Source organism: Rugamonas sp. DEMB1 (assembly GCF_029834475.1).
GTDB lineage: Bacteria > Pseudomonadota > Gammaproteobacteria > Burkholderiales > Burkholderiaceae_D > Rugamonas > Rugamonas rubra.
On record NZ_CP122407.1, the window covers coordinates 5556172 to 5580442 of the forward strand.

Consider the following 24271-nt stretch of genomic DNA (forward strand, 5'->3'; position numbering starts at 1 on the left):
CGGCCGGCTCAGGCGCGCCGGCGGTCCGCCTGCAGCAGCGCCTCCAGCTGCGCCGAGGCGCGCTCCATCACCGCGCCCACCACGGCCAGCTCGGCCGGCGAGCTGCCGGCCACCATCGCCGTCACCACCTCCGACTGGACGCGCATGGCGCGCGCCGCCAGGGCCATGCCCTGCTCGGTCAAGAACAGCCGCTTGGCGCGGGCGTCGGCCGGATCGTCCTCGCGCCGCACCCAGTGGCGCGCCTCCATCTGCGTCAACAGCATGCTGACGCCGCTCTTGGTGACGAAGCAGCGCGCCGCCAGCTCGCGCTGGCTCAGGCCGGGCTTGGTCGCCAGCGTGGCCAGCACCTCGAGGTCGCCGATGCGCAGGTCGATCTCGGCCAGGCGCGCGCCGACCACCATCTCGCACAGGTTGTAGGAGCGGATCACGGACAGCCAGGCCTGGGTGCCGTGGGGTGAGGAGGGTTGTTTCATGGCGGCTCAAGAAAATGGATGGGCGGGGCCGCAGCGCGGCACACGGTTCTAATTTGAACCAATTTACCACATCGGACAAGCGCGCCGCCAAGCCGGCCAAAGCAGGCGTGGCCTGAGCGCGCGCAGACAAAATAGACGCTTGGCAACAGTTTCCCTGAAAAAATGAGATACTGGCGGCGCGATCCCCCTCACCCCTCACCCGAATTCATGCCATGGACCTAGCTCCCCTGCGCGAGCTGTTCGCGCCGCCCGCCGACCCGTCCCTGCTGGCCTACGGCATCTACGACCCGGCGCTGGTCGCGCTGTCGCTGCTGGTGGCCATCTTCTCCTCCTGGATGGGGCTGCAGATGGCCGGCCAGGCCGGCGCCAGCCGCCAGCTGCGCCCGCTGGTGCTGCTCACCAGCAGCCTGGCGCTGGGCAGCGGCGTCTGGGCCATGCACTTCATCGGCATGCTCGCCTTCAACCTGTGCACCCGGGTCGACTACGACCCGGCCACCACCCTGCTGTCGCTGCTGCCCAGCGTGGTCGCCTCCTACGTCGCGCTGTCGCTGATCTCGCGCCGCCGCCTGACCGGCGGCGGCCTGCTGGTCGGCGGCGTGCTGGTCGGCGCCGGCATCGGCGCGATGCACTACACCGGCATGGCCGGCATGCGCATGGCCCTGAAGCTGCACTACGACCCGCTGGTGTTCGGCCTGTCGATCGTGGTGGCGGTGGTGCTGGCCACCCTGGCGCTGTGGGTGCGCTTCGGCCTGCGCGGCCTGCGCGGCCTGGGCGAGGGCCGCGCCCTGCTGCTGGCGGCCACCGTGATGGGCTGCGCCATCGCCGGCATGCACTACACCGGCATGGCGGCGGCGCGCTTCATCGGCCAAGTGCCGGCCGGCGCCGACGCCTCCTCCAACAGCCTGTTCCTGGCGCTGGCCGTGTCGCTGATCACGGTGGCCTTCTCGGTGTTCGTCATGGCCACCAACGGCATGCTGCGCTACCGCCAGATGTACCACACGCTGAGCGAGAGCGAGGCCTGGATGCGCGCCCTGCTCACCACCACCGTCGACGGCGTGGTCACCGTCGACGGCGACGGCATGATCCACGAGTTCAACGCCTCGGCCGAGCGCATCTTCGGCTGGCAGCGCGACGAGATCATCGGCCGCAACATCAGCCTGCTGATGGCCGACCCCGAGCGCTCCAACCGCAGCGGCCTGCTCAACTACCTGCGCACCGGCGACGCCGGCATCCTCGACAAGGGCAGCGAGGTGCTGGGCAAGCGCAAGGACGGCGCCGTGGTGCCGATCCGCCGCGCGCTGGGCCACGCCCGCCTGGCCGAGCGCGACCTGTTCGTCTGCTTCATCACCGACATCAGCGAGCGGCGCGCCATGGTGCAGGCGCTGCACGACAACGAGCGGCAGTTCCGTTCGCTGATCGGCAACATCCCCGGCATCAGCTACCGCAGCCTGGTCGAGCGCGGCCACCCGCTGGTGTTCATCAGCGACGCCGTCGAGCGCGTCACCGGCCACCCGCCGGCCGACTTCCTCGGCGCCGCGCCACGGCGCCGCTACGCCGACCTGATCCACCAGGACGACCGCGCCCGCCTCGACGCCGCCATCGAGCACGCCATCGAGCACGACCAGACCTTCCTGGTCGAGTACCGCCTGCGCCACGCCGACGGCACGCTGCGCTGGCTGTGGGAGAACGGCGCGCCGGTGCGCGACGACGCCGGCGCGCCGCGCTGGCTCGACGGCGTGGTGCTCGACATCACCGAGCGGCGCCTGATGGAGGACGAGCTGCGCCTGGCCAAGGAGAAGGCCGAGCAGGCCGCCGCCGCGCGCGCCACCTTCGTCGCCAACATGAGCCACGAGATCCGCACGCCGATGAACGCCATCCTCGGCTTCACCGACGTGCTGCTCGACGGCGAGCTGGCGCCCGAGCAGCGGCGCCACCTCGACACGGTGCGCAACGCCGGGCGCGCCCTGCTGCGCCTGCTCAACGAGGTGCTCGACACGGCCAAGCTGGACAAGGGCGCCGTCGAGCTCGAACACAACGACTACAGCCTGCTGGCCCTGATCGACGAGCTGGGCTCGACGCTGGGCGCCGGCGCCCGCGCCAAGGGCCTGACCCTGGAGCTGCACTACGACCCGGCGCTGCCGCCGGCGCTGCGCGGCGACGAGCTGCGCGTGCGCCAGGTGCTCACCAACCTGCTCGACAACGCCATCAAGTTCACCGCCGCCGGCGGCGTCAGCCTGCACGCCGAGCGGCAGGACGGCCAGCTACACCTGCTGGTGCGCGACAGCGGCATCGGCATCGCGCCGCAGCGCCTGGGCGCCATCTTCGACCCGTTCACCCAGGCCGACGCCTCGATGACGCGGCGCTACGGCGGCACCGGCCTGGGCACCACCATCTGCAAGCAGCTGGTCGTGCTGATGGGCGGCCGCCTGTGGGCCGACAGCGTCGAGGGCGAGGGCAGCAGCTTCCACGTGCTGCTGCCGCTGGTGGCGGCCGCGGCGGGCGCCGAGCGGGCGCGCGCCGGCGCGGCGGTCGAACTGCCGCCGCTGCGCGTGCTGGCGGCCGACGACGTGGCGCAGAACCTCGAGCTGCTGCACCTGCAGCTGAGCCGGCGCGGCCACAGCATGGTCGGCGCCAGCGACGGCGCCATCGCCGTCGCGCTGGCCGCCAAGGAGGACTTCGACGTGATCCTGATGGACATGCAGATGCCCAACATGGACGGCCTCGACGCCACCCGCGCGATCCGCGCCCAGGCCGAGCGCGACGGCCGCCGCCGCGTGCCCATCATCGCCATGACCGCCAGCGTGCTCGACGCGCACCGCCGCGCCAGCGTCAACGCCGGCATGGACGGCTTCGCCGCCAAGCCGGTCGACTGGCCCGGCCTGGCGCAGCAGATCGCCCGCGTGCTCGGCCTGGCCGCCGGCGCCGCCGGCACGGCGCCGGCGGCGCCGGCGCAGGTGCTGAACCAGCGCCTGGGCCTGCGCCGCTGGGCCGAACAGGAGCCGGCCTACCGGCGCGCCCTGGCCCACTTCGAACAGCACTACGGCGGCGTCGACGCCACGCTGGCGCAGCACCTGCACGACGCCGACCCGGCGGCGGCGCAGGCGCTGGCGCACAAGGCGCGCGGCGTGGCCGCCAACCTCGGCCTGGAACAGCTGGCCGAGACGCTGGCGCGACTGGAGCGGGCCTGCGCCGGGGCCGATACTGCCGATGCGGCCGACACAACCGGCACCGACAACGCCGAGCTGGGCGGCGCGTCCGACAGCCAGGCGCTGCTGGCCGCGCTGAACGGACAACTGGCCACCGCCCGCGCCGCCATCGCGCTGCTGCCGCCGGCGGCGGGCGGCGCGCCGGCCGGCGCCGACGACGGCGAGACCGGTCCGGGCCGGGCCGGGCGGGCGCGCCGCGCCGGCGCCGCGCTGCGCCAGCAGCTGTCCCGTGGCGCCCTCGACGACGGCGCCCTGGCCGAGCTGCGCGCCACCCTGGGCGGCGGCGCCGGCGCCGGCCTCGACGCGCTGCAACGCGCCGTCGACGACTTCGACTTCCAGCTGGCCCAACTCCACCTTGACACTCTACTGGCCGGCGTCGCGCCGGCCGCGACGGAAGCCCCGCCATGAAAAATTCCCAACTCCTGCCGCTGATCCTGGCCGTCGACGACGAGGCCAACAATCTGCAGCTGCTGCGCCAGATCCTGCAGAACGACTACCGCCTGCTGTTCGCCAAGGACGGCGCCCGCGCCGTCGAGCTGGCGGCGCAGGAGCAGCCCGACCTGGTGCTGCTCGACGTGATGATGCCCGGCATGAGCGGCTACCAGGCCTGCCGCGCGCTCAAGGCGGCCGAGGCGACCGCCCACATCCCGGTGATCTTCGTCACCGCGCTGACCGACACCGAGGACGAGGTCGAGGGCTTCGCCGCCGGCGCCGTCGACTACATCACCAAGCCGGTCAGCCCGGCCATCGTGCGCGCCCGCGTGCGCACCCACCTGACGCTGGTGCGCATGGACGAGCTGCGCCAGAGCCGGCTCGACATCGTCCAACGCCTCGGCCTGGCCGCCGAGTACAAGGACAACGAGACCGGCCTGCACGTGATCCGCATGAGCCACTTCGCCCGCATCCTCGGCGAGGCCTGCGGCATGAACCAGGCCGAGGCCGACGAGCTGCTGCACGCCGCGCCGATGCACGACGTCGGCAAGATCGGCATCCCCGACCACATCCTGCGCAAGCCCGGCAAGCTCGACGCCGAGGAGTGGGCCGTCATGCAGACCCACCCGACGATAGGCGCCGAGATCATCGGCGACTTCCAATCCGGCCTGCTCGGCCTGGCGCGCCGCATCGCCCTGTGCCACCACGAGAAATGGGACGGCAGCGGCTACCCGCAGGGCCTCGCCGGCGAGCAGATCCCGTTGGAGGCGCGCATCGTCGCCATCGCCGACGTGTTCGACGCGCTGACCTCGGCGCGGCCCTACAAGCAAGCGTGGACGGTGGAGCAGGCGGTGGCCTACCTGGAGGAGCAGAAGGGGCGCCACTTCGACGCCCGCCTGGTCGATCTGTTCCTGGGCCGGCTGGCGCAGGTGTGCGAGGTCAAGGAGCGCTGGGCCGAGCGCTGAGCGGGCAGCTCAGCGGCCGTGCCAGCTGAGCCGGCGCTGCTGGTGGGCGGCCAGCCAGTTGGCGTTCTCCTCGAGCACGGCCTTGCCCAGCGCGAACAGCAGGTCGCGGGCGCGCCGCTCCTGCTCGGCGCTGCCGGCGCCGCCGGCCTCGCACCGGCGCAGCGCCTGCCTGGCGCGGCCGTACACGCCGCGCAGCTGGGCCGCCTGGCTCAGCGTCTCGCCGTGGCCCAGCTTGTTGACCAGCGACAGCCAGGCGGCGCCGACGCCGGTGGCCAGCTTCATGCCGGCGATAAGCAGGGCCAGCGACAGCGCCCGGGCGTGGCCCTGGGCCAGCACCAGCGCCACGGCGGCGACCGAGAACAGCAGGCCGGCCAGCAGCAGGTCGTTGCCGAAGGCGACCGAGCGGCGCTGGCCGCGCTGGCGCCGGCGCAGGCCGGCGCCGTTCAAATAGCCCAGCTGGTCGTCGATCCAGCCGTGCAGCACGCGCCGCGCCGGCAGGCCGGCCACCGGATGGATCACCATGCAGGCGTCGAGGGCGTGGCGCAGCCAGCCCACCTCGCCGCCGAACTTGTGGACGTAGTGGTCGCTGACCAGGGTCGGCTCGCCGGCGCACAGCCAGTACATTTGGAAGCGCATGCCCTCGGCCAGCGCGCGGTAGTCGAGATAGGCGTTGCGCTGGCTCGACAATGCCACCCACAGGTAGGTGCCGACGGCGCAAAAGGCGCCGACGGCGAACACCAGCGATTCGATCAGGTCGCCGTGCGCCGGGTTGAGCAGTCGCAGCGTCGACGAGGCCGAGGCCAGCACCGCCGCCGAGGCGAGGAACAGCCAGCGGCGGCGCCAGAAGCGCTTGCTGCGCTCGGCCTGGACGTCGAGCGCGCTGTAGCTGTGCAGCAGCGGCCCCAGGCCGAGGCCGATGGCGGCCGGCAGCGCGGCCACGCCGGGCAGGCCCAGGCTGGCCAGGAAGCCGGCGGCCGAGGCGCGCAGCGCGGCGGCGTAGCGGCCGGCGCCGGCGTCGCCGGCCAGCAGCGCGCGCCGGTGCGCCGTGTTGAAGGTGTCGATCTCCTGGCCGGCCTCGCGCACGCTGTGCAGCACCGCCAGCGCGGCCGGCTCCAGCTCGCGGCCGAGCCGTGCCTGCACCCGCGCCGTCAACGCGCGCCAGGCGCGGTGCTCGGCGTGGCGCTCGCAGGCGCGCATCGGGCTGCCTAGCCACTGCGCCAATGGCGGCGCCTGCACGCCGGGCCAGTGCGGCGCCGGCGCGGCCCAGTGGCCGACGCCCTGCCCCGGTTCCTGTTCTTGTCCCGGTCCCTGTTCTTGTCCCTGCCCTTGTCCCAGCGGGCCGGCGTCGCCGCGCAGCAGACGGGCGCCGGCGCGGCTGGCCGCCGCCGGCAGGCCGGCCGACGAGGCCCGCGCGCGCCGGCTGTAGACGTGCAGCACGCGGCCCTTGGGCGGTTCGGCGAAGCGGTTGCTGCTGCGCGGGTGGCTGTCGCGCCGCACGCCGTCGAGCAGCGTGCGCACCAGGTCCAGCGTGCCGCCGGGCTGGCGCGGAAAACGCGCCGGCGCGGTCTGGCCGTCCCATACGGCGAGCAGCACGTGGGCGTGCACGCCGAGGTAGCGCGTCAAGCGGGCGTAGGCCGCCTCGGCCGGCGCCAGCGGCGTCTCCAGCGGTGCCGCCGGCGGCGCGGGCGGCAGCTCGAAGACCTTGGCGGCGCCGGCGCTGTGGCGCAGGAAGCGCGCGGCGAAGGCCTGGCGCGCGCGCGCGAAGGCGGCGCCGTCGCGTGCGCGCGCGGCGGCGCCGCCGGCCTGCTCGTCGCAGTAGTCGTCGAAGGGCATCGGAAGGGGCACCACCAGGTCGATGCGGCGGGCGGCGCCGGCGTCCTCGGCGGCGTGCTGGCGCTGCAGGCGCAGCACCTGCTCGGCGAACAACTGGTCGGCGCCGTCGGCCAGCGCCGACAGGCAGACGATGGGCGTGCACGGCAGGGCCGCCGCGATCAGCTCGAGCGCTTGGAACAGCCGCTCGCCGACCGCCGCCACGTCGTCCGGGTGCAGGTCGCGGTGGCCGGTCACCGCCACCACGAAGGGCAAAGCGTACGGCGACAGGGGACCGAGCGGATCGACTAGGCCGGCGCTGGCGGCAATGGCGATGGCGCTGACGGCGGCGGCGGTGGTGGCGGTGGTGGCGCCGGCGACGCTGGTGGCGCTGGCATTGGCGGACGTGGCGGCAGCGACGGTTGGCGTTGCGTCCATCGCGGCAGGCCGCGCGGCGGGAAGCTCCGCCGGCGCCGCCCGGCCGGTGCCGTCAGCGGGCGGCATGGCAGCGCGCGACGAAGCGCTGGCGTTCGCCGGCGTCGTCGATCTCCTGCGCCAACGCGGCCACCAGCTCGGCCGACGAGGGCGCGGCCAGCATGGCGCGCCGCACCAGGTGTTTGGCGATGGGGCCGAGCACCTCGGCCAGCGCCACCTCGACGGCGGCCAGCAGCGCCGGCGCGACGCGCTCGGCTGGCGCCGGTGCGGCGGCACCAACGCCAACGCCAACGCCAACGCCAACAGCGTCGGCGAAGATCGGCGCGGCATCCGGCTCCGCCGGGGCCGGGGCCGGGGCCGGGGCCGGGGCCGGCGCCGCGCCGGGCAGGCGCTCGAGCAGCATGGCCACACTGTGGCACAACTGGGTCAGGTGGTCCTCCAGGTCGCCGGTGATGGCGTCGAGCCAGTGCTGGGTACTGATGAAGTACTCCAGGCTCTTCGACAGCGGCACGTTCTCGATGCGGAAGGGCAGCACCATCAAGCCCTTGTTGACGGCGCGCTCGACCTCGCGCCGCACCTGCGGCGAGTTGTTGGCGCTGGCCGAGAAGATCAGCACCAGCATCTTGGCGTTGTCCATCGCGGTGATGATCGCCTCGGCCCAGTCCTCGCTGGGACGGATGTCGCGCGGCGCCACCCAGCAGCGGATGTCGGCCGCCTCGAGGCGGTGGCAGATGGCGTCGGCGAAGACCTTGTCGACGTGCGAGTGGCTGAGGAAGACGTCGAGGCTCATGGCGTTGCCCGGCCTGCTCAGGCGAGCAAGGCCATGGCCTTCTCCAGGCTGCGGCGCATGCGGTTGAAGGCCTTGCTGAGCACCGCGATCTCGTCCTTGCCTTTGATGTCGAAATGCTCGGCGTCGAGGCGGCCGGCGCTGACCGCGTCGGCGATGCGGCTGATGCGGTTCATCGGCCGCAGCACCAGCAGGTAGAACAGCGCGTTGACGGCCAGCAGGATCACGCCGAAGGTGGCGCCCATGCCGCCCATGATCAGCGCGTAGGCGTGTTCGGCCTCGCGCTGCGGCACGGCCAGCGGCACCGAGACGATCTGGCTGCCGATGGTCTCGCCGAGCTTCCAACCGAAGCCGTTGTTGCTGCCGTACAGGGCCTTCATCGTCGCCGGCGCGGCGGCCGGCGTGCTGTGGCAGGCCAGGCAGCGGCCGTCGCTGATGCGGATCGGCCGCGCCAGGTAGAGCGAGGGGCCGGCCGGGGTCTGGCGCTCGCCGGTCAGCTCCTTGAGTTCGGCGTGGTCGCGGAACTGCTGCACCACGTCGGCCTCCCAGTCGACGACGCGGTCGCGCGGATTGGTCGGGTTCAGCGCCGCCTCCTTGTAGCTGTAGTCGGGATGCGCCTGGTGCAGCTTGTTGAAGCTCTGCGTGGCGGCGTAGGACGGCACCGACTGCGGCAGGAACTGGGTCTGCAGCGCCTTGGCCAGCAGCGGCTTGACCTCGTTGCTGGTGTAGTCGCGCGCGGCCATGGCCGCCTCCATCATCAGGCTGGCGTGGCTGACCACCTCGCGCTTGGCGTTGTCCTGCAACACCCGGCGGGTCAATTGGGCGGTGGCGAACCAGCCCAGGGCGAAAATCAGCAGCAGCACGAGGTTAAATTTATACAGCAGTTTCATTCGTCGCCGGTCCAGTCGTGTCGGTCGCCGAGGCTTGCACCTGGGCATAAAAAGTGTCAAAATTTTAACGAGCATTTATGACAACATGATGACATTCCGGCCGCGCGGCCGCGCGTAGAGCGGGTCCGCCACGCGCCGGCGGCAAAACGGCGCGGCCGGCGCTTGCCGCGATCGCAGGCTATCCAGCCGGCCGCATCTCGACTAGACTGCGCGCTTCCGCCCCAGCCGCCGCCCGACCAGACCATGTCCCTTCCTCCCCCCGCCCCGCCGCGCGCGGCCACGGCGCCGCCCGGCGCCGAGACCGACGCCATCGACATCGTCTACCTGTGGGTCGACGGCGCCGATCCGCGCTGGCAGGAGCGGCGCCGCGCCGCCCTGGCGCGCGCCGACGGCAGCGCGCTGCCGGCGCGCCACGGCGACGTGCAGGGCCGGCTACCGCGACAACGGCGAGCTGCGCTACAACCTGCGCGCGCTGCAGCGTTTCTTCCCCGGCCACGGCCACGTCTACATCGTCACCGACGGCCAGCGCCCGGCCTGGCTGCGGCCCGGCCCCGGCCTGAGCCTGGTCGACCACCGCGCGCTGCTGCCGGCCGCCGCGCTGCCGGTGTTCGACTCCGGCCACATCGAGTCGTATCTGCACCACATCCCCGGCCTGGCCGAGCGCTTCCTCTACCTGAACGACGACGTCTTCCTCGGCGCGCCCTTCGATCCGGCGCAGTGGTTCGGCGCCGCCGGCGTGGCCGTCTACAAGGAGGAGGCCACGCTGCCCGACTACGACGGCCCGCAGCCGCACGAGAGCGCGCTGGTCAACGCCTCGCTGCTGTCGCGCGCCTGGCTGGCGCAACGCGACCCGGGCTACCGCCACGTCGCCCGCATCTTCGCCCACTCGCCGCGGCCGATGCTGGCCAGCGCGCTGCGCCGCCTGGAGGACGAGGCGGCCGAGCTGTTCGCCCAGGTGCGCAGCACGGTGTTCCGCTCCTGGGCGGTGCCGCCGCTGCTGCCCGACCTTGTGCCGCGCTGGATGCTGCAGACCGGCCTGGCCGTGCTGCGCCAGGCCGACTCGCTGTATGTGTGCAGCGGCGACGCCGACGCCGCCGCGCAGTTCGACGCGCTGGCGGCGCGCTTCGGCACGCTGCCCTTCTTCTGCATCAACGACACCAGCGACGACGCCGCCGCCGACGCGCCCGAGCTGCTGCGCATCGGCGCCACGCTGGCGGCGCTGCTGCCGACGCCGTCGCGCTTCGAGCGGGCGGGCGCCACGCCGCGTGGCGGCGCGACAACAACGAACAGCGCTTGCGTTGATCAATAACAAAGAAAAAGTAACAAAAATATTTCCAAGACAATTAAGTTGCTCTTAATGAATGTATGCAATACAATAAGTCTCACCTTGCCGACGCGTTTCCGGTCGGCGCATTCAGTTCGTGCATTTGTCAGCTTAATTGGAGTTTTTATGAAAAAAATCACCGCAGCCTTGCTTCTGGCAGGTTTGTTCGGCGCCGTGTCGGCACAAGCCAGCGTCGTCGAGTTCAACGCCGCCAAGGCGCTGACCACCACCAACTGGAGCGACACCCTGTCGTTCGGCAAGTTCGACACCAAGCTCGGCACGCTGACCTCGATCAAGTTCGAACTGAACGGCACCGTCGCCGGCAGCGGCCGCGCCGAGAGCCTGGACAGCACCACCAGCACCGTCACGCTGACCCTGGGTTCGCTGCTGACGCTGCAACGCCCGGACGGCTCGACCCTGGTGGTGGCCAATCCGGTGTTCTCGACCGCCTACCAGTTCAGCGCCTTCGACGGCGGCATCGACTTCGGCGGCACCTCCGGCGCCGGCACCGGCCAAGTGTCGAGCAGCGGCTCGAACGCCTTCACCTCGTTCAACGCCAACGACTTCGCGGCGTTCTCGGCGGCCGACGGCGGCAGCATCGGCCTGAAACTGCGGGCCGAAGGCGCCTCCACCGGCTCCGGCTCGGGCAACCTGATCACCCAGTTCAACACCGCCGCCGCCGGCGACGTCAAAGTGGTCTACGAGTACACCGCCGCCGCGCCGGTGCCGGAACCGGAAACCTACGGCATGCTGCTGCTGGGTATGGGCGTGCTGGGCCTGGCCCGTCGCCGCGCCAACAAAAACAAGGCGGCGTAACACCCCGGCGCCGGCCGCAGGCCGGCGCCTCCGCCCCGAAAGCCATCCCGCGCAAGCAGGATGGCTTTTTTGATTTGGATCAACGAATTATTTGATCTATCTCACTACACTGAAACACGCTATATTGGTTTCACCCACGACCACGGCCGGCCCGGCGCCGCGTGTGCCCGCAACGCAACCCCCACCGGTCCCGCCCCACGATGCTGCCAGCCTATATCTCCCACCCCGACTGCCTGAAACACACCATGGGCGAGCAACACCCCGAGTCGCCCGAGCGCATCGGCGCGATCAACGACATGTTGCTGATCAAGGACGGTGCTCGACTTCATGCAGCCCTTCGACGCCCCGCTGGCGAGCGAGAAGCAACTGGCCCAGGCCCATTCCCTCCTGCACATCCACACCATGGCCGCCCTCTCGCCGGTCGAGGGCTCGGTGCAGGTCGACCCCGACACCAGCATGAACCCGCACACCTACCGGGCCGCCCTGCGCGCCGCCGGCGCCGCCGTGCTGGCGGTCGACCTGGTGCTGGGCAAGGGCGCCGGCAGCGCCTTCTGCAACGTGCGCCCGCCCGGCCACCACGCCGAGCACAACGCCGCCGGCGGCTTCTGCTTCTTCAACAACGTCGCCGTCGGCATCCGCCACGCCCTCAACGTGCACGGCCTGGAGCGGGTCGCGCTGGTCGACTTCGACGTCCACCACGGCAACGGCAGCGAGGACATCCTGCACGGCGACGAGCGCGTGCTGATGTGCTCCATCTTCGAGGACAAGATCTACCCCTTCTGCGGCAACCAGCCGCGCGGTCCGAACATGCTCAACGTGGCGCTGCCGGCCCGCTCCGGCGGCGACGTGATGCGCGCCGCCGTCAGCGCGCAGTGGCTGCCGGCGCTGGAGCGCTTCCGCCCGCAGCTGATCGTCGTCTCGGCCGGCTTCGACGGCCACCGCGACGACGACATGGGCAACCTCGGCCTGGTCGAGGCCGACTACGCCTGGCTCACCAAGCAGATCGTCGCCGTCGCCCAGCGCCACTGCCAGGGCCGCATCGTCTCCTGCCTGGAGGGCGGCTACGAGCTGTCCTCGCTGGCGCGCAGCGCCGCCGCCCACGTCAAGGTTTTGCTGGGACTGGACGACTAGCATCCAGCCGCCTCCCCGGCCCACATTTTTTTTAAGCGATACGACGATGGAAACCCACTACCTCAGCCCCCTGTTCTCCCCCAAGTCGATGGTGGTCTTCGCCGGCAAGGCCGACGCGCCCGACGGCCAGACCGGCTACGGCCGCAGCATCCGCGCCCAGCTGGAACAGGGCGGCTTCGCCGGCCCGGTGACCTTCCTCGACGTCGGCATGAGCGGCACCCTGGCCGACCTGGCGCACTCGCGCGCCGACCTGGCCATCATCGCCCTGCCCAACGAGGAGCTGGCCTTCGCGCTGGAGGTGGCCGGCCGCATCCAGTGCCGCGCCGCGCTGGTCATCTCGGCCGGCGTGCCGGCGGCGCTGGCCAGGGAGCTGCACGCCATCGCCCGCAAGCACGACATCCACCTGCTCGGGCCGAACTGCCTGGGCTACCAACGGCCGCGCCTGAACATCAACGCCAGCGTGGCCGGCCCGCTGGCCCAGCCGGGCAGCCTGGCGCTGATCTCGCAGTCCGGCGCGCTGACCAGCGCCATCCTCGACTGGGGCAGCAAGAACGCGGTGGGCTTCTCCACCGTCGTCTCGCTCGGCCCCAACACGGCGGTCGACCTGGCGCAGACGCTGGACTTCCTCGCCACCGACCCGGCCACGCAGAGCATCGTCATCTACATGGAGGGGCTGACCGACGCGCGCCGCTTCATGTCGGCCCTGCGCGGCGCCGCCAACACCAAGCCGGTGGTGGTGCTCAAGGGCGGCAACGCGGCGGCCTCCTCGCAGGCGGCGCTGACCCACTCCGGCGCCATCGTCGCCAGCGACGAGGTGTTCGACGCCGCGCTGCGCCGCACCGGCGCGGTGCGCGTGAAGTCCTTCGTGCAGCTGTTCTCGGCCGCCAAATGCCTGGCCTCGCGCTACCGCCCGGTCGGCCCGCGGCTGGCCATCGTCACCAACGGCGGCGGCCCCGGCGTGCTGGCGGCCGACTGGATCGGCGAGCTGGGCCTGCAGCTGGCCCACCTGTCCGAGGCCGGCGCGCAGGCGCTGGCGCCGCTGCTGCCGGCCCAGGCCACGCTGGCCAACCTGCTCGACCTGTCCGAGGAGGCCGGCCCGGAGCACTTCTGCGCCGCCATCCAGGCCTGCGCCCGCGACGCCCAGATCGACGGCATTCTGGTGATCTACTCACCCAAGCTGGGCGGCGACCCGGCCGCCGTGGCCGAGGCGGTCAGCGCCCTCAACGCCGGCCTGGGCAAGCCGCTGCTGACCTGTTGGATGGGCGACGAGAAGGTCGGCGAGGCGCGGCGCATCATCAACGGCGCCGGCCTGGCCACCTTCCGCACGCCGGAGGCGGCGGTCGACGGCTTCAGCAACATCGCCTCGTTCTACCAGAACCAACAGCTGTTGCACCAGACCCCGCCGCCGCTGTCGCAGCTGGCCCAGCCCGACCTGGACGGCGCCCGCCTGCTGATCGAGAGCGTGTTGGCCGAGCGGCGCAAGGTGCTCACCGAGATGGAGTCGAAGGCGCTGCTGGCGGCCTTCCACATCCCGATCACCCAGACCATCCTGGCGCGCAGCGCCAACGAGGCGATCCTGATCGCCAGCCAGCTGGGCTACCCGGTGGCGCTGAAGATCGACTCGCCCGACATCTCGCACAAGTCCGACGTGCAGGGCGTGGTGCTCAACGTGCTCAACGCCGCCGCCGTGCGCGACGTCTACGCCGACATGATGGCCACCGTGCGCCGGCTCGAGCCGGAGGCGCGCATCAACGGCGTGACGATCCAGAAGATGGCCGGCAAGCGCAACGGCCGCGAGCTCTACATCGGCGTCGTCACCGACCACCTGTTCGGCCCGGCCATCAGCTTCGGCGCCGGCGGCACCATGATCGAGTTGATCAACGACCGCGCCATCGAGCTGCCGCCGCTGAACCTGTTCCTGGCGCAGCGCCTGATCGGCCGGGTGCGCTCGGCCGACATGCTGGGCGAGTGGCGCGGCGCGCCGCCGGCGCACCGCGAGGCGGTCGAGCACATGCTGCTGCGCGTGTCGGAGATGGTGTGCGGCCTGCCGCAGCTGCGCGAGATGGACATCAACCCCTTGATCGTCGACGAGCACGGCGCGCTGGTGGTCGACGCCCGCATCGTCATCGACGCGGCGCCGCCCTCGGCCGACGTCTACGACCACCTGGCGATCCTGCCCTACCCGTCGAACTACACGCAGGACTGGCCGATGCGCGGCGGCGGCCAGTACACGCTGCGCCCGGTGCAGCCGGACGACGCCTGCATGCTGCAGGACTTCGTGCGCGGCCTGTCGGAGAAGTCGCGCTACTACCGCTTCGCCTCCTCGCTGCGCGAGCTGTCGGTGCCGATGCTGGCGCGCTACACGCTGATCGACTACGACCGCGAGATGGCGCTGGTGGCGGTGCAGACGGTGCGCGCGCCGGGGCCGGACGGCGACTTCGTCGAGACGTCCCACATCATCGGCGTGTCGCGCTACATCGCCAACCCGGACCGCAGCAGCTGCGAGTTCTCGCTGGTGGTGGACGACCGCTTCAGCGGCCAGGGCCTGGGCACGCGGCTGATGCTGGCGATCATGGACGTGGCGCGCGACAAGGGCCTGAGCCAGATCGACGGCCTGGTGCTGGTCAAGAACAGCGGCATGCTCAAGCTGATGGCCAGCCTGGGCTTCCACATCGAGTCCTACGAGGAAGACCCGGACTTCCGCATGTGCAGCAAGGCGCTGTGACGGCGGCGCGGGCCGGCGTTTTTCAAGACGCGGTGAACCTAGACTTGGGCGAGGAATAGTTCGCGGTCGAGGTGACCGCCGATTTCCGAAGGTGTCATGCCGAACAGCTTGACGAAATCCGACGGCCCGAGAATCGCCTCGCATTGCAACGCGATCGCCACGTGGACCTTGTTCACTTCGTCCACGTAGCGGGCGCGTTCGATTTCGCAGGCATCCAACTCCCTGTACAAGCTGGCCTGAGCCTCACGCAAAGCGAGCTGCAAGGATTCCACTTGTGCCAACTTCTCCCGGTCAAAACGTGGTCCAAGATAGGCATCCGCCATCGCCATGAACTCTTCATGCCGCACGTCCATAACATTGCCTCCTTCGCCGCCAAGCCCATGTACGGCAGCAATCCGCAGATCGAAAATCTCCAAAGTTCTCATTCAATATACTCCAACTTCATGGGTGGGAGTGCCCGAAGCACGCGGCAAGTTCCGGCCAGGGATGGTGCGTCGGGGCCGGCGTTTTCCCGTACGGACAGATTCGCCAAAAGCGTGCAAACAAATTCGGCAACAACCATCAGAGACGCTATAATTATCGATGAAGAGCGCAAAACTAGCTGTCCCGGGGGACCATAGCTAGCGGCGGAACACCATCGATGCCCCGGAATTTGTGTCGTGTGAGACCTCTCCCCCTGCGCTGCACAGGGTCACCAACAAGCAAGGTATAAGGCGAGGTCTCCTCGCCTTTACTTTTTTCTGGGCCAGCGACATACACAATCCCCATCTTACCAAGGCCTAAGGCCGGACAATTTGATCCTTCATACGGTCCCGCTATCCCATTGCATCGCCAACTAGACGACTGGTCTATTTTTGATGTATGATGCGATCCATGAACACTGAACACCACGACGTCCGCCAGCACATCCTCGACACGGGCAAGTCCATCATCACCGGCAAGGGCTTCGCCGGTGTGGGCCTGAACGAGATCCTGACGACGGCCGGCGTGCCCAAGGGCTCTTTCTACCACTACTTCAAGTCGAAGGAGCTGTTCGGCGAGGCGCTGCTGGAAAACTACATGGCCGAGTACCTGGCCCACATGGAGGTGCTGCTGGGCCAGCCCGGTCTGAACTCGGCCGAGCGCCTGATGGCCTACTGGCGCAGCTGGATCGGGCCGGAGCAGGAGACCTGCAACGACTGCCGCTGCCTGGTGGTCAAGCTGAGCAGCGAAGTGGCCGACATGTCCGAGGCGATGCGCGTGGCCCTGCTGCGCGGCACCAACCAGATCGTCGCCCGGATCGCCGTGTGCATCGAACAGGCGCTGGCCGACGGCTCGCTGCGCGACGTCGCCGAGCCGGCGCACACCGCGCTGACCCTGTACCAACTGTGGCTGGGCGCGGCCATGCTGACCAAGCTGCGGCGCGAGCCGAGCGCCTTGGACGGCGCCTTGCGGGCCACGCTGGCTATCCTGCGGCTGCCGGCCACGGCGGTCAACTGACAGCGGCAACGAACAGCGGCAACCGAAACACGCAAGACAGCAGCAAACCGAAGCACCGAACTGCCGCGCCGGCCCGTCGCCAGCGCGTTTTTTCCACCCCCACGCTAGACGACCAGTCTAATTTAGGAGCGCAACATGCAGAATTTTGAATTCCACAACCCCACCAAGATCGTCTTCGGCGCCAACACCGTGGCCAAGCTGGCCAAGCTGGTGCCGGAAACGGCCCGCGTGCTGATCCTGTTCGGCGGCGCCAGCGCCGAGAAGACCGGCACCCTGGCCGAGGTGCGCGCCGCGCTGGGCGGCCGCGTGGTGCAGGAGTTCGGCGGCATCGAGCCGAACCCCAGCTACGAGACGCTGATGGGCGCCGTGGCCAAGGTGCGCGCCGAGCAGCTCGACTTCCTGCTGGCCGTCGGCGGCGGCTCGGTCATCGACGGCACCAAGTTCGTCGCCGCCGCCGCGCTGTACGGCGGCGAGCCGTGGGAGATCGCCCAGAGCGGAGGCGCCAAGGTCAAGCAGGCGCTGCCCTTCGGCGCCGTGCTGACCCTGCCGGCCACCGGCTCGGAGATGAACAACGGCGCCGTCGTCACCTTGAAGGCGACGCACGCCAAGCTGCCCTTCCGCAGCGCGCTGCTGTTCCCCAAGTTCTCCGTGCTCGACCCGAGCAAGACCTTCACCCTGCCGGCCAAGCAGATCGCCAACGGCCTGGTCGACGCCTTCGTCCACACCGTCGAGCAGTACCTGACCTATCCGGTGCAGGCGCTGGCGCAGGACCGCTTCGCCGAGGGCCTGCTGCAAACCCTGGTCGAGATCGCCCCGCAGGCGCTGGCCGCGCCGGACGACTACGACACCCGCGCCAACCTGATGTGGACGGCGACGCTGGCCCTGAACGGCCTGATAGGCGCCGGCGTGCCGCAGGACTGGGCCACCCACATGATCGGCCACGAGCTGACCGCGCTGTACGACATCGACCACGCGCGCACCCTGGCCATCGTGCTGCCGGCGCTGCTCAACGTGCAGCGCGAGGCGAAGCGCGCCAAGCTGCTGCAGTACGGCGAGCGCGTCTGGGGCATCGCCAAGGATAGCGGCAGCGAGGAGCAGCGCATCGACGCCGCCATCGCCGCCACCCGCAACTTCTTCGAGAGCGTCGGCATCGCCACCCGCCTGTCCGGCTACCAGCTGGGCCAGGAGGCGGTCGAGGCGGTGCTGGCCCAGCTGGCCGAGCACGGCATGACCAGCCTGGGCGAGCACCGCGACATCGACCTGGCGCGCAGCCGCGTCATCCTCGAGGCGGCGCTGTAGGCCGCAACACCCTCCACGGCGGGCGCCACGGCGTCCGCCCATCCAGCGGCCGCCGCGCCGCAAGCACACGACAGGAATCGACATGAACATCTTGATGGTACTCACCTCGCACGACAAACTGGGCGACACCGGCCACAAAACCGGCTTCTGGCTGGAGGAGTTCGCCGCGCCCTACTACACGCTGCAGGACGCCGGCGCCAAGCTGACGCTGGTGTCGCCGCTGGGCGGCCAGCCGCCGCTCGATCCGAAGAGCGACGCGCCCGAGTCGCAGACCGCCGCCACCGCCCGCTTCAAGGCCGACCCGGCCGCGCAGGCCGCGCTGGCCTCCACCGGCAAGCTGGCCGACGTCGCGGCGGCCGACTTCGACGCCGTGTTCTACCCGGGCGGCCACGGCCCGCTGTGGGACCTGGCCGAGGACCGCGCCAGCATCGCCCTGATCGAGGCGATGCTGGCGGCCGGCAAACCGGTGGCGGCGGTGTGCCACGCGCCCGGCGTGCTGCGCCACGCCAAGGCGGCCGACGGCACGCCGCTGGTGCGCGGCAAGCGCGTCACCGGCTTCACCAACAGCGAGGAGGAGGCGGTCGGCCTGAGCGCCGTGGTGCCCTTCCTGGTCGAGGACATGCTCAAGGAGCGCGGCGGCGTCTACTCGAAGTCGGCCGACTGGCAGTCCTACGTGCAGACCGACGGCCTGCTGGTCACCGGGCAGAACCCGGCCTCGTCGGAGGCGGCCGCCGCCGCCCTGCTCGCGCTGCTGCGCTGAGCGGCCGGCCCGGGCCAGCGGCCCGGGCCGCCAACGCGCCGCGCGCCCGCGCGGCGCGCCCGTCCCCCGAACCCGCCCGCCGGCCATGCCGGCGCAACGCGCCCGGCCCACCGCCCGGCGCGTTTTTCGTCGCCGCCCTGGCGCCGCCGCCGGGCCGCCGCGCAGCGCCCCGCCAAGCCGGTGGCGCCGCCGCCTGCGCCACGGAAGCGCATGCATTACTTTCATCTCGGCACCGATCCTTGCGTGGGGTAAAATAGCCTGTAATTTTGGCAAATCAATTGCCAAGGTCGTCAGACCGACCGGGCGGTGGCGCAGCGCTGGACCGCGCCGGACAATGTCGGTAGCATCCTTACCCAATACACAACATCCGCCCGCCCCGAGCCCGCAGGCGTTTCAACCGACTCCGCACACGATGATTGTTGCCATCCGCCACATCCTGAAGCACTCCATCCGCGCCAGACTGATCGCCATGACCGGCGCCATCGTGGTCGCCGTGGTGTGCCTGCTGACGTGCGTGATGGCGCTGCTGGGCGCCAGCAGCCTGCGCCAGGAGTCGGACGCGCAACTGGCGCAGAGCCTGGGCCAGAGCGCCGCCCTGCTGGGCAACTTCATCGAGGTGCGCGAGAGCGCGCTCGACCAGTGGGCCGTCCATCCGCTGGTCGACGCCATGTTCGGCGACCCCGAGGTGGCCGGCATCTTCGTGCCCAACCTGCACAACTTCTTCGGCAAGATCCGCGCCCAGGAGCCCTGGCTGAGCCAGGTGTTCCTGGTCCAGGACCAGCAGGTGCTCTACAGCGACGACCAGCGCTTCGAGTTCAGCCGCGACGGCAACGGCGTGGCCGCCGGGCTGGCCCTGATCGGCCGCCTGCCGGCGCGCGGCGCCAGCGTGCTCGACCTGCGCCGCCTGCGCGCCGGCCCGTCGCAGCAGGTGCTGCTGCTCAAGCGCCCGGTGTTCAAGGACGGCCGGCCGCTGCCCGGCGCCAGCGTGGTGCTGCTGCTCGACTTCGCGCAGATCCAGCAAAAACTCTTCGGCCAGATCCGCATCGGCCACAGCGGCTTCGTCTCGATCGCCGCCAGCGACCTGTCGGGCAAGGTGGTGCTGCCGGCCCAGCCTGGCCTGGTCGGCAGCGAGCGCGGCGACTTCCGCCAGGCCAGCGCCGCCTGGCGCAGCTGGAGCGACATCCCCGAGCGCTACGGCTCGATCGTGTTCCGCCGCCAGCACCTCGACGGCACGCCCTTCGCCATCGTCGGCGTCGCCTCGCGCGACGACATCCGCGCCTCCGTGCTGCGGCTGGTCGCGCTGTCGGCCGCGCTCGGCCTGCTGGCCCTGCTGTTCGGCGTCTGCTGCGCGATCTACTTCGCCGGCCGCCTGACCGGGCCGATCCTGACGCTGACCCTGAAGGCCGAGCAGCTGGCGCGCTACCACGCCGGCGAGGCCGACGCCGCCACGCCGAGCGGCCGGATGCCCAAGGTCGACGGCCTCGACCGCCACGACGAGCTGGGCCGGCTGGCCCACAGCTTCGCCCGCCTGCAGGCGGCGATCCACGACAAGATCGCCCTGATCGAGAACCAGAACCAGCTGCTCACCACCCAGGACGCCCGGACCCAGGAGCTGAACCAGTCGCTCGAGCGCAAGGTGCAGGAGCGCACCGGCCAGCTGCAGCAGGCGTTGCTGGCGCAGCAGGCGTTCGGCGAGCAGCTGCAGGAGAAGAACCGCGAACTCGACCGCCTGTCGATCACCGACCGCCTGACCGGCCTGTGCAACCGCCTGCGGCTGGACCAGGTGCTCGACGACGAGATCAAGCGCTACCAGCGCTGCGGCACCCCGTTCGCCCTGGTGCTGCTCGACGTCGACCACTTCAAGCGCGTCAACGACACCTTCGGCCACCAGGCCGGCGACATCGTGCTGGCCGAGATGGCCGACCTGCTGGCCACGGGCACGCGGGCGCTCGACGTGGTCGGCCGCTGGGGCGGCGAGGAGTTTCTGCTGGTGTGCCGCGACACCGAACTGGACGGCGCCGCCCTGCTGGCCGGGAAGCTGCGCGAGCAGATCGCCGGCCACCTCTTCCGCGTCGGCGGCGGCAAGACCTGCAGCTTCGGCGTGACCAGCGTGGCGCCGGGCGACACGCTGGCACAGATGATCGCCCGCGCCGACCGCGCGCTGTACCGCAGCAAGGCGGGCGGACGCGACCGCGTCGAGCTGGAGGGCGGCCCGGACGGCGCCGGGAAGGCCGCCGCGCCGGCCGTGGCGGCCGCCGCCGCGTCGGCGGCCCAGGCCGGCGCGGCCGGCCCGGCCCAGCCGGCCGGCCAGGTGCCGGCGTGAGCGCGCGCCGCCCGGCCGGCGCCGGCGCCGGCCGGGCATGGCCGCCGAAATGGGCGCTGCTGCTGGCGCTGCTGCTGGCGGCGACGGCGCAGGCCCGCTCGCTGGCCGAGATCCGCCGCAGCGGCGAGCTGCGCGTCTGCATCGCCTCGGACCATCCCGCCTCGGCCGTGTTCGAGCCGGCCGGCTGCCGGCACAACTGCAAGGCCAGCGGCACCGTCGCCGAGCTGAGCGGCGCCTTCGCCAACACCCTCGGCCGCCAGGTCAAGCCGAGGTTCGAGCGGCTCTACTGGGACGAGCAGTTCTTCAACCAGGACGGCCGCACCGTGCGCGAGGCCAGCTACACGCCGCAGGCGCTGGCCTCGGGCAGGTGCGACCTCTACCCGGCCAACCTGGTGCAGAACGAATGGCGCCTGAAGAAGCTCGACTTCGTCATCCTCTTCCCCAGCCGGCTGATGGCCATCGTGGCGCGCCAGAAGGCGGCGCAGGTCAAGGGCGTGGCCGACCTGGCCGGCAAGCTGGCCGGCGTCAACCGCGACACGGCGGCGCTGAACTGGGTCGAGCAGCAGAACCGCGGCGCCTTCGCCGCCAACCCGGCGCGGATCGACTACCTGCTGTCGCCGGCGCTGTTCACCGCCGTCGACGCCGGCGCCGTCGACTTCATCCTGATCGACGCCGACATCGCCCTGTGGGCCGGCGCCCACCAGCTCAAGCACGCCAACGTGGCCTTCCCGGTCGGCCCGACCGACCTGATCGGCTGGGGCTTCCGCAAGGACGACAAGTGACCTGCAGAAGGCCGCCCAGCGGTTCTTCGACGACGGCCGGCGCCGGCCCGACTCGGCGCCCAACCAGATCTGGAAGCGCCACTTCGGCCGCAGCCTGACCGACTTCATCGACCTGATGGCCGCCTTCCAGTAGGCCGCCGGCGGCGCCGGCGACGGCGAAACCACAGCCGGCGCCACAACGCCGCGCGGCGCGGCGCCGGCCGGTGACAGCGCCGGCGTTTGCGGGTAACATCGAATCGAACGGCCCAGCCCGCCAACGGCGCGCCCGGCCCGGCCATATCATTCGTACAACCATGCATTCCGCTCACGGAGGGCTATCCTGTGGCTGCGCCGAACGATATCGCCCACTGGCGGGCGCAAATCTTCGCCCGCCTGCTGCTGGCCATCCTGGTGCTGGGCCTGGCCACGGCGGTGCCCAGCGCCCTGCTGGCGGCCAGCGAGGGCATGTGGGCGATCGTGGTCTGCGACGTGGTCGCGCTGGGCTGGATCGCCACCATCTGGCGCTGGACCGGCCTGTCCTACCGCAGCCGGGTGCTCAACTTCCTCGCCGTCGCCTACCTGGTCGGCGTGGTGCTGCTGCTCAAGATCGGCCCGGTCAGCCAGATCTATCTGATGGCCATCCCGCTGCTGGCGGCGCTGCTGCTGGGCCTGCGCCCGGCGCTGTGGTCGCTGGCCGCCGCCGCGCTGGCGGTGATGCTGCTCGGCTACGAGGCCAACGGCCGCCTGCACTTCGACGGCGTGCCCGACTACGCCCTGCTCAAGTCGGCCATCGTCACCCTCAACTTCCTCTTCATCGGCGCCGTGCTGACGCTGTCCTGCGCCGTCCTGCTGCAGCACCTGGCGCGCTCGCTCGAGCAGCTGCGCGCCAGCACGCTGTCGCTCGAGCAGGGCCAGGCGCGGCTGCAGACCCTCAACGCCGAGCTGCGCCTGACCGCGGCCGCCGTGGCGCGCCTCAACGACATGGTGCTGATCGCCGAGGTCGACGCCGGCGGCGACAGCGGCCAGCGCATCATCTTCGTCAACCAGGCCTTCGAGCGGCGCAACGGCTACCGCCGCGACGAGGTGCTGGGGCGCGGCCTGCGCCTGCTGCGCGGGCCCGGCACCGAGGCCGAGACGCTGGCGCGCATCGGCGCGGCGATGGCGCGCAACGAGGCGGTGCGCGCCGAGCTGCTCAACTACACCAAGGCCGGCGAGGCCTACTGGGTCGAGACCGAGCTGGTGCCCTTCGCCGACGAGGGCGGCAACAACACCCACTGGGTCGCCGTCGAGCGCGACATCACCGAGCGCAAGCGCTCCGAGGACGACATCCACCGGCTCGCCTTCTACGACGTGCTGACCGGCCTGCCCAACCGGCGCCTGCTGATGGACCGGCTCGACAAGCTGCTGGCCAGCTCGCAGCGCGGCGGCAGCGTCAGCGCGGTGATGTTCATCGACCTCGACCACTTCAAATACATCAACGACGCGCGCGGCCACGCCACCGGCGACGCCCTGCTGCGCAACACCGCGGCGCGCCTGGGCGGCCTGATGCGCAAGGCCGACACGGTGGCGCGCATCGGCGGCGACGAGTTCGTCGTGCTGCTGGCCCACCTGGCGCCGGACGTCGCCGGCGCCAGCCACGCCGCGCTGCTGGTGGCCGAAAAGATCCGCCGCGCCATCGCCGACTGCGTCGAGATCGAGGGCCAGTCCTACCAGTCCAGCGCCAGCATCGGCGTGACGCTGCTGCCGCAACGGGGCCAGACGGCGCAGGCCTGCTGCGCGAGGCCGACACGGCGATGTACCGCGCCAAGGCGGACGGGCGCAACGGCATCGCCTTCTTCGAGGAAGCCATGCAGGCCGACGTCGAGCAAAGGCTGAGCATGGAGCGCGACCTGGCCGCCGCGTTGGCCGGCGGCGAGCTCAGCATGCACCTGCAGCCGCAGGTCGAGCGCGACGGCGCGGTGGTCGGCGCCGAGCTGTTGATGCGCTGGCGCCGCGCCGACGGCGCCATGGTGGCGCCGTCGGTGTTCATCCCGGTGGCCGAGGAATGCGGCCTGATCCGCCAGCTCGGCCTGTGGGCGCTGCAGCAGGCCTGCGCCGCCGTGCTGCGGCTGCAGGCGGCCGGGCGGCCGCTGCCGCTGTCGGTCAACGTCAGCCCCAGCCAGTTCCGCCAGGACGACTTCGTGGCGCAGGTGCGGCGCACCCTGGCCGCCAGCGGCGCGCCGGCCGCGCTGCTGATCCTCGAGGTGACCGAGTGGCCTGCTGATCGAGAAACTCGACGAGACCATCGCCCGCATGCACGAGCTGGCGGCGATGGGTCTGCGCTTTTCCATCGACGATTTCGGCACCGGCTATTCCAGCCTGGCCTACCTGAAGAAGATGCCGCTGTACGAGCTGAAGATCGACCGCAGCTTCGTGCGCGACACGCCGGACGACGCCAGCGACAGGGCCATCGTCCAGGCGATCCTGGCGATGGCGCGCCACCTCGGCCTGCGCGTGGTGGCCGAGGGCGTGGAGACGCAGGCGCAGGCCGACTTTTTGACGGCCAACGGCTGCGCTTGTTTGCAGGGATATTTGTACGGCCGCGCCATGCCGCTGGAGGACTTGCTGGCGCGGCTGGCGGACGGCCCGGCACGGGCGGAACGGGCCGCCTGAGCCG

Annotated in this window: 17 protein-coding genes and 3 pseudogenes; 15 read left to right on the forward strand and 5 right to left on the reverse strand. The window is 71.1% G+C overall.

Annotated elements, in window-relative coordinates:
- Positions 1 to 8: 8 nt before the first annotated feature.
- On the reverse strand, positions 9 to 473 hold the full coding sequence (locus QC826_RS25640; RefSeq protein WP_093389424.1) for a MarR family winged helix-turn-helix transcriptional regulator: 465 nt from the start codon (positions 471 to 473) through the stop codon (positions 9 to 11).
- 212 nt (positions 474 to 685) lie between these two features.
- On the opposite strand from QC826_RS25640, the gene QC826_RS25645 reads away from it, so the two are divergent.
- Positions 686 to 4087 carry an MHYT domain-containing protein gene (locus QC826_RS25645; protein ID WP_279763007.1) on the forward strand — a complete coding sequence of 1134 codons (3402 nt, stop codon included), beginning with the start codon at positions 686 to 688 and terminating at the stop codon, positions 4085 to 4087.
- The gene (locus tag QC826_RS25650; RefSeq protein WP_279763008.1) at positions 4084 to 5076 is read left to right on the forward strand and encodes an HD-GYP domain-containing protein; all 993 of its coding nucleotides are present in this window, start codon (positions 4084 to 4086) and stop codon (positions 5074 to 5076) included. Before QC826_RS25645 ends, QC826_RS25650 begins: the two co-directional genes overlap by 4 nt.
- Positions 5077 to 5085: 9 nt before the next feature.
- Here the strand turns inward: QC826_RS25650 and QC826_RS25655 are convergent, their stop codons facing one another.
- From QC826_RS25655 to QC826_RS25665, 3 genes are read right to left on the reverse strand one after another with little or no spacing between them, the layout of a single operon-like run.
- Entirely contained in the window at positions 5086 to 7323 is a 2238-nt protein-coding gene (locus tag QC826_RS25655) for a hypothetical protein (protein WP_279763009.1), read from the reverse strand.
- Positions 7324 to 7375: 52 nt separating this feature from the next.
- Complete coding sequence (locus QC826_RS25660) at positions 7376 to 8110, reverse strand: toll/interleukin-1 receptor domain-containing protein (RefSeq protein WP_279763010.1); 735 nt, start codon at positions 8108 to 8110, stop codon at positions 7376 to 7378.
- 17 nt (positions 8111 to 8127) lie between these two features.
- Positions 8128 to 8997 (reverse strand): DUF3365 domain-containing protein, encoded by an 870-nt coding sequence (locus QC826_RS25665; RefSeq protein ID WP_279763011.1) that lies wholly within the window; start codon positions 8995 to 8997, stop codon positions 8128 to 8130.
- A 243-nt stretch (positions 8998 to 9240) separates the two neighbouring features.
- Here QC826_RS25665 and QC826_RS25670 point away from each other — a divergent pair.
- From QC826_RS25670 to QC826_RS25690, 5 genes and pseudogenes are all read left to right on the forward strand, one after another.
- Positions 9241 to 9345, forward strand: a pseudogene (locus tag QC826_RS25670) (hypothetical protein); the annotation flags it as partial.
- Positions 9346 to 9469: 124 nt separating this feature from the next.
- Positions 9470 to 10306 (forward strand): exopolysaccharide phosphotransferase, encoded by an 837-nt coding sequence (locus QC826_RS25675; protein ID WP_279766601.1) that lies wholly within the window; start codon positions 9470 to 9472, stop codon positions 10304 to 10306.
- A gap of 141 nt (positions 10307 to 10447) precedes the next feature.
- Positions 10448 to 11137: a choice-of-anchor E domain-containing protein gene (locus tag QC826_RS25680; RefSeq protein WP_279763012.1), complete on the forward strand. Its 690-nt coding sequence runs from the start codon at positions 10448 to 10450 to the stop codon at positions 11135 to 11137.
- A gap of 200 nt (positions 11138 to 11337) precedes the next feature.
- A pseudogene (locus tag QC826_RS25685) lies at positions 11338 to 12268 on the forward strand (histone deacetylase family protein).
- A gap of 46 nt (positions 12269 to 12314) precedes the next feature.
- Positions 12315 to 14993, forward strand: coding sequence for a GNAT family N-acetyltransferase (locus QC826_RS25690; protein ID WP_279763013.1), 2679 nt, complete (start codon positions 12315 to 12317; stop codon positions 14991 to 14993).
- Positions 14994 to 15031: 38 nt separating this feature from the next.
- Here QC826_RS25690 and QC826_RS25695 read toward each other — a convergent pair whose 3' ends face one another.
- Positions 15032 to 15418 (reverse strand): hypothetical protein, encoded by a 387-nt coding sequence (locus QC826_RS25695; RefSeq protein WP_279763014.1) that lies wholly within the window; start codon positions 15416 to 15418, stop codon positions 15032 to 15034.
- A gap of 448 nt (positions 15419 to 15866) precedes the next feature.
- On the opposite strand from QC826_RS25695, the gene QC826_RS25700 reads away from it, so the two are divergent.
- The 8 genes and pseudogenes from QC826_RS25700 to QC826_RS25735 all read left to right on the forward strand — a co-directional run bounded on the left by QC826_RS25700 (position 15867) and on the right by QC826_RS25735 (position 24267).
- Positions 15867 to 16472, forward strand: coding sequence for a TetR/AcrR family transcriptional regulator (locus QC826_RS25700; protein ID WP_279763015.1), 606 nt, complete (start codon positions 15867 to 15869; stop codon positions 16470 to 16472).
- A gap of 135 nt (positions 16473 to 16607) precedes the next feature.
- Positions 16608 to 17771 (forward strand): iron-containing alcohol dehydrogenase, encoded by a 1164-nt coding sequence (locus QC826_RS25705; protein WP_279763016.1) that lies wholly within the window; start codon positions 16608 to 16610, stop codon positions 17769 to 17771.
- Positions 17772 to 17853: 82 nt separating this feature from the next.
- The gene (locus QC826_RS25710; RefSeq protein ID WP_279763017.1) at positions 17854 to 18531 is read left to right on the forward strand and encodes a type 1 glutamine amidotransferase domain-containing protein; all 678 of its coding nucleotides are present in this window, start codon (positions 17854 to 17856) and stop codon (positions 18529 to 18531) included.
- A gap of 412 nt (positions 18532 to 18943) precedes the next feature.
- Positions 18944 to 20854 (forward strand): GGDEF domain-containing protein, encoded by a 1911-nt coding sequence (locus tag QC826_RS25715; RefSeq protein WP_279763018.1) that lies wholly within the window; start codon positions 18944 to 18946, stop codon positions 20852 to 20854.
- Positions 20851 to 21636, forward strand: a complete 786-nt coding sequence (locus QC826_RS25720; protein WP_279763019.1) for a transporter substrate-binding domain-containing protein — start codon at positions 20851 to 20853, stop codon at positions 21634 to 21636. Before QC826_RS25715 ends, QC826_RS25720 begins: the two co-directional genes overlap by 4 nt.
- Before the next feature lie 321 nt (positions 21637 to 21957).
- The gene (locus QC826_RS25725; protein ID WP_279763020.1) at positions 21958 to 23490 is read left to right on the forward strand and encodes a GGDEF domain-containing protein; all 1533 of its coding nucleotides are present in this window, start codon (positions 21958 to 21960) and stop codon (positions 23488 to 23490) included.
- A 47-nt stretch (positions 23491 to 23537) separates the two neighbouring features.
- A pseudogene (locus QC826_RS25730) lies at positions 23538 to 23810 on the forward strand (EAL domain-containing protein); the annotation flags it as partial.
- A gap of 67 nt (positions 23811 to 23877) precedes the next feature.
- A complete protein-coding gene (locus QC826_RS25735) occupies positions 23878 to 24267 on the forward strand; it encodes an EAL domain-containing protein (RefSeq protein WP_279766602.1) in 390 nt (129 codons plus the stop codon).
- The last annotated feature ends 4 nt before the right edge of the window (positions 24268 to 24271 follow it).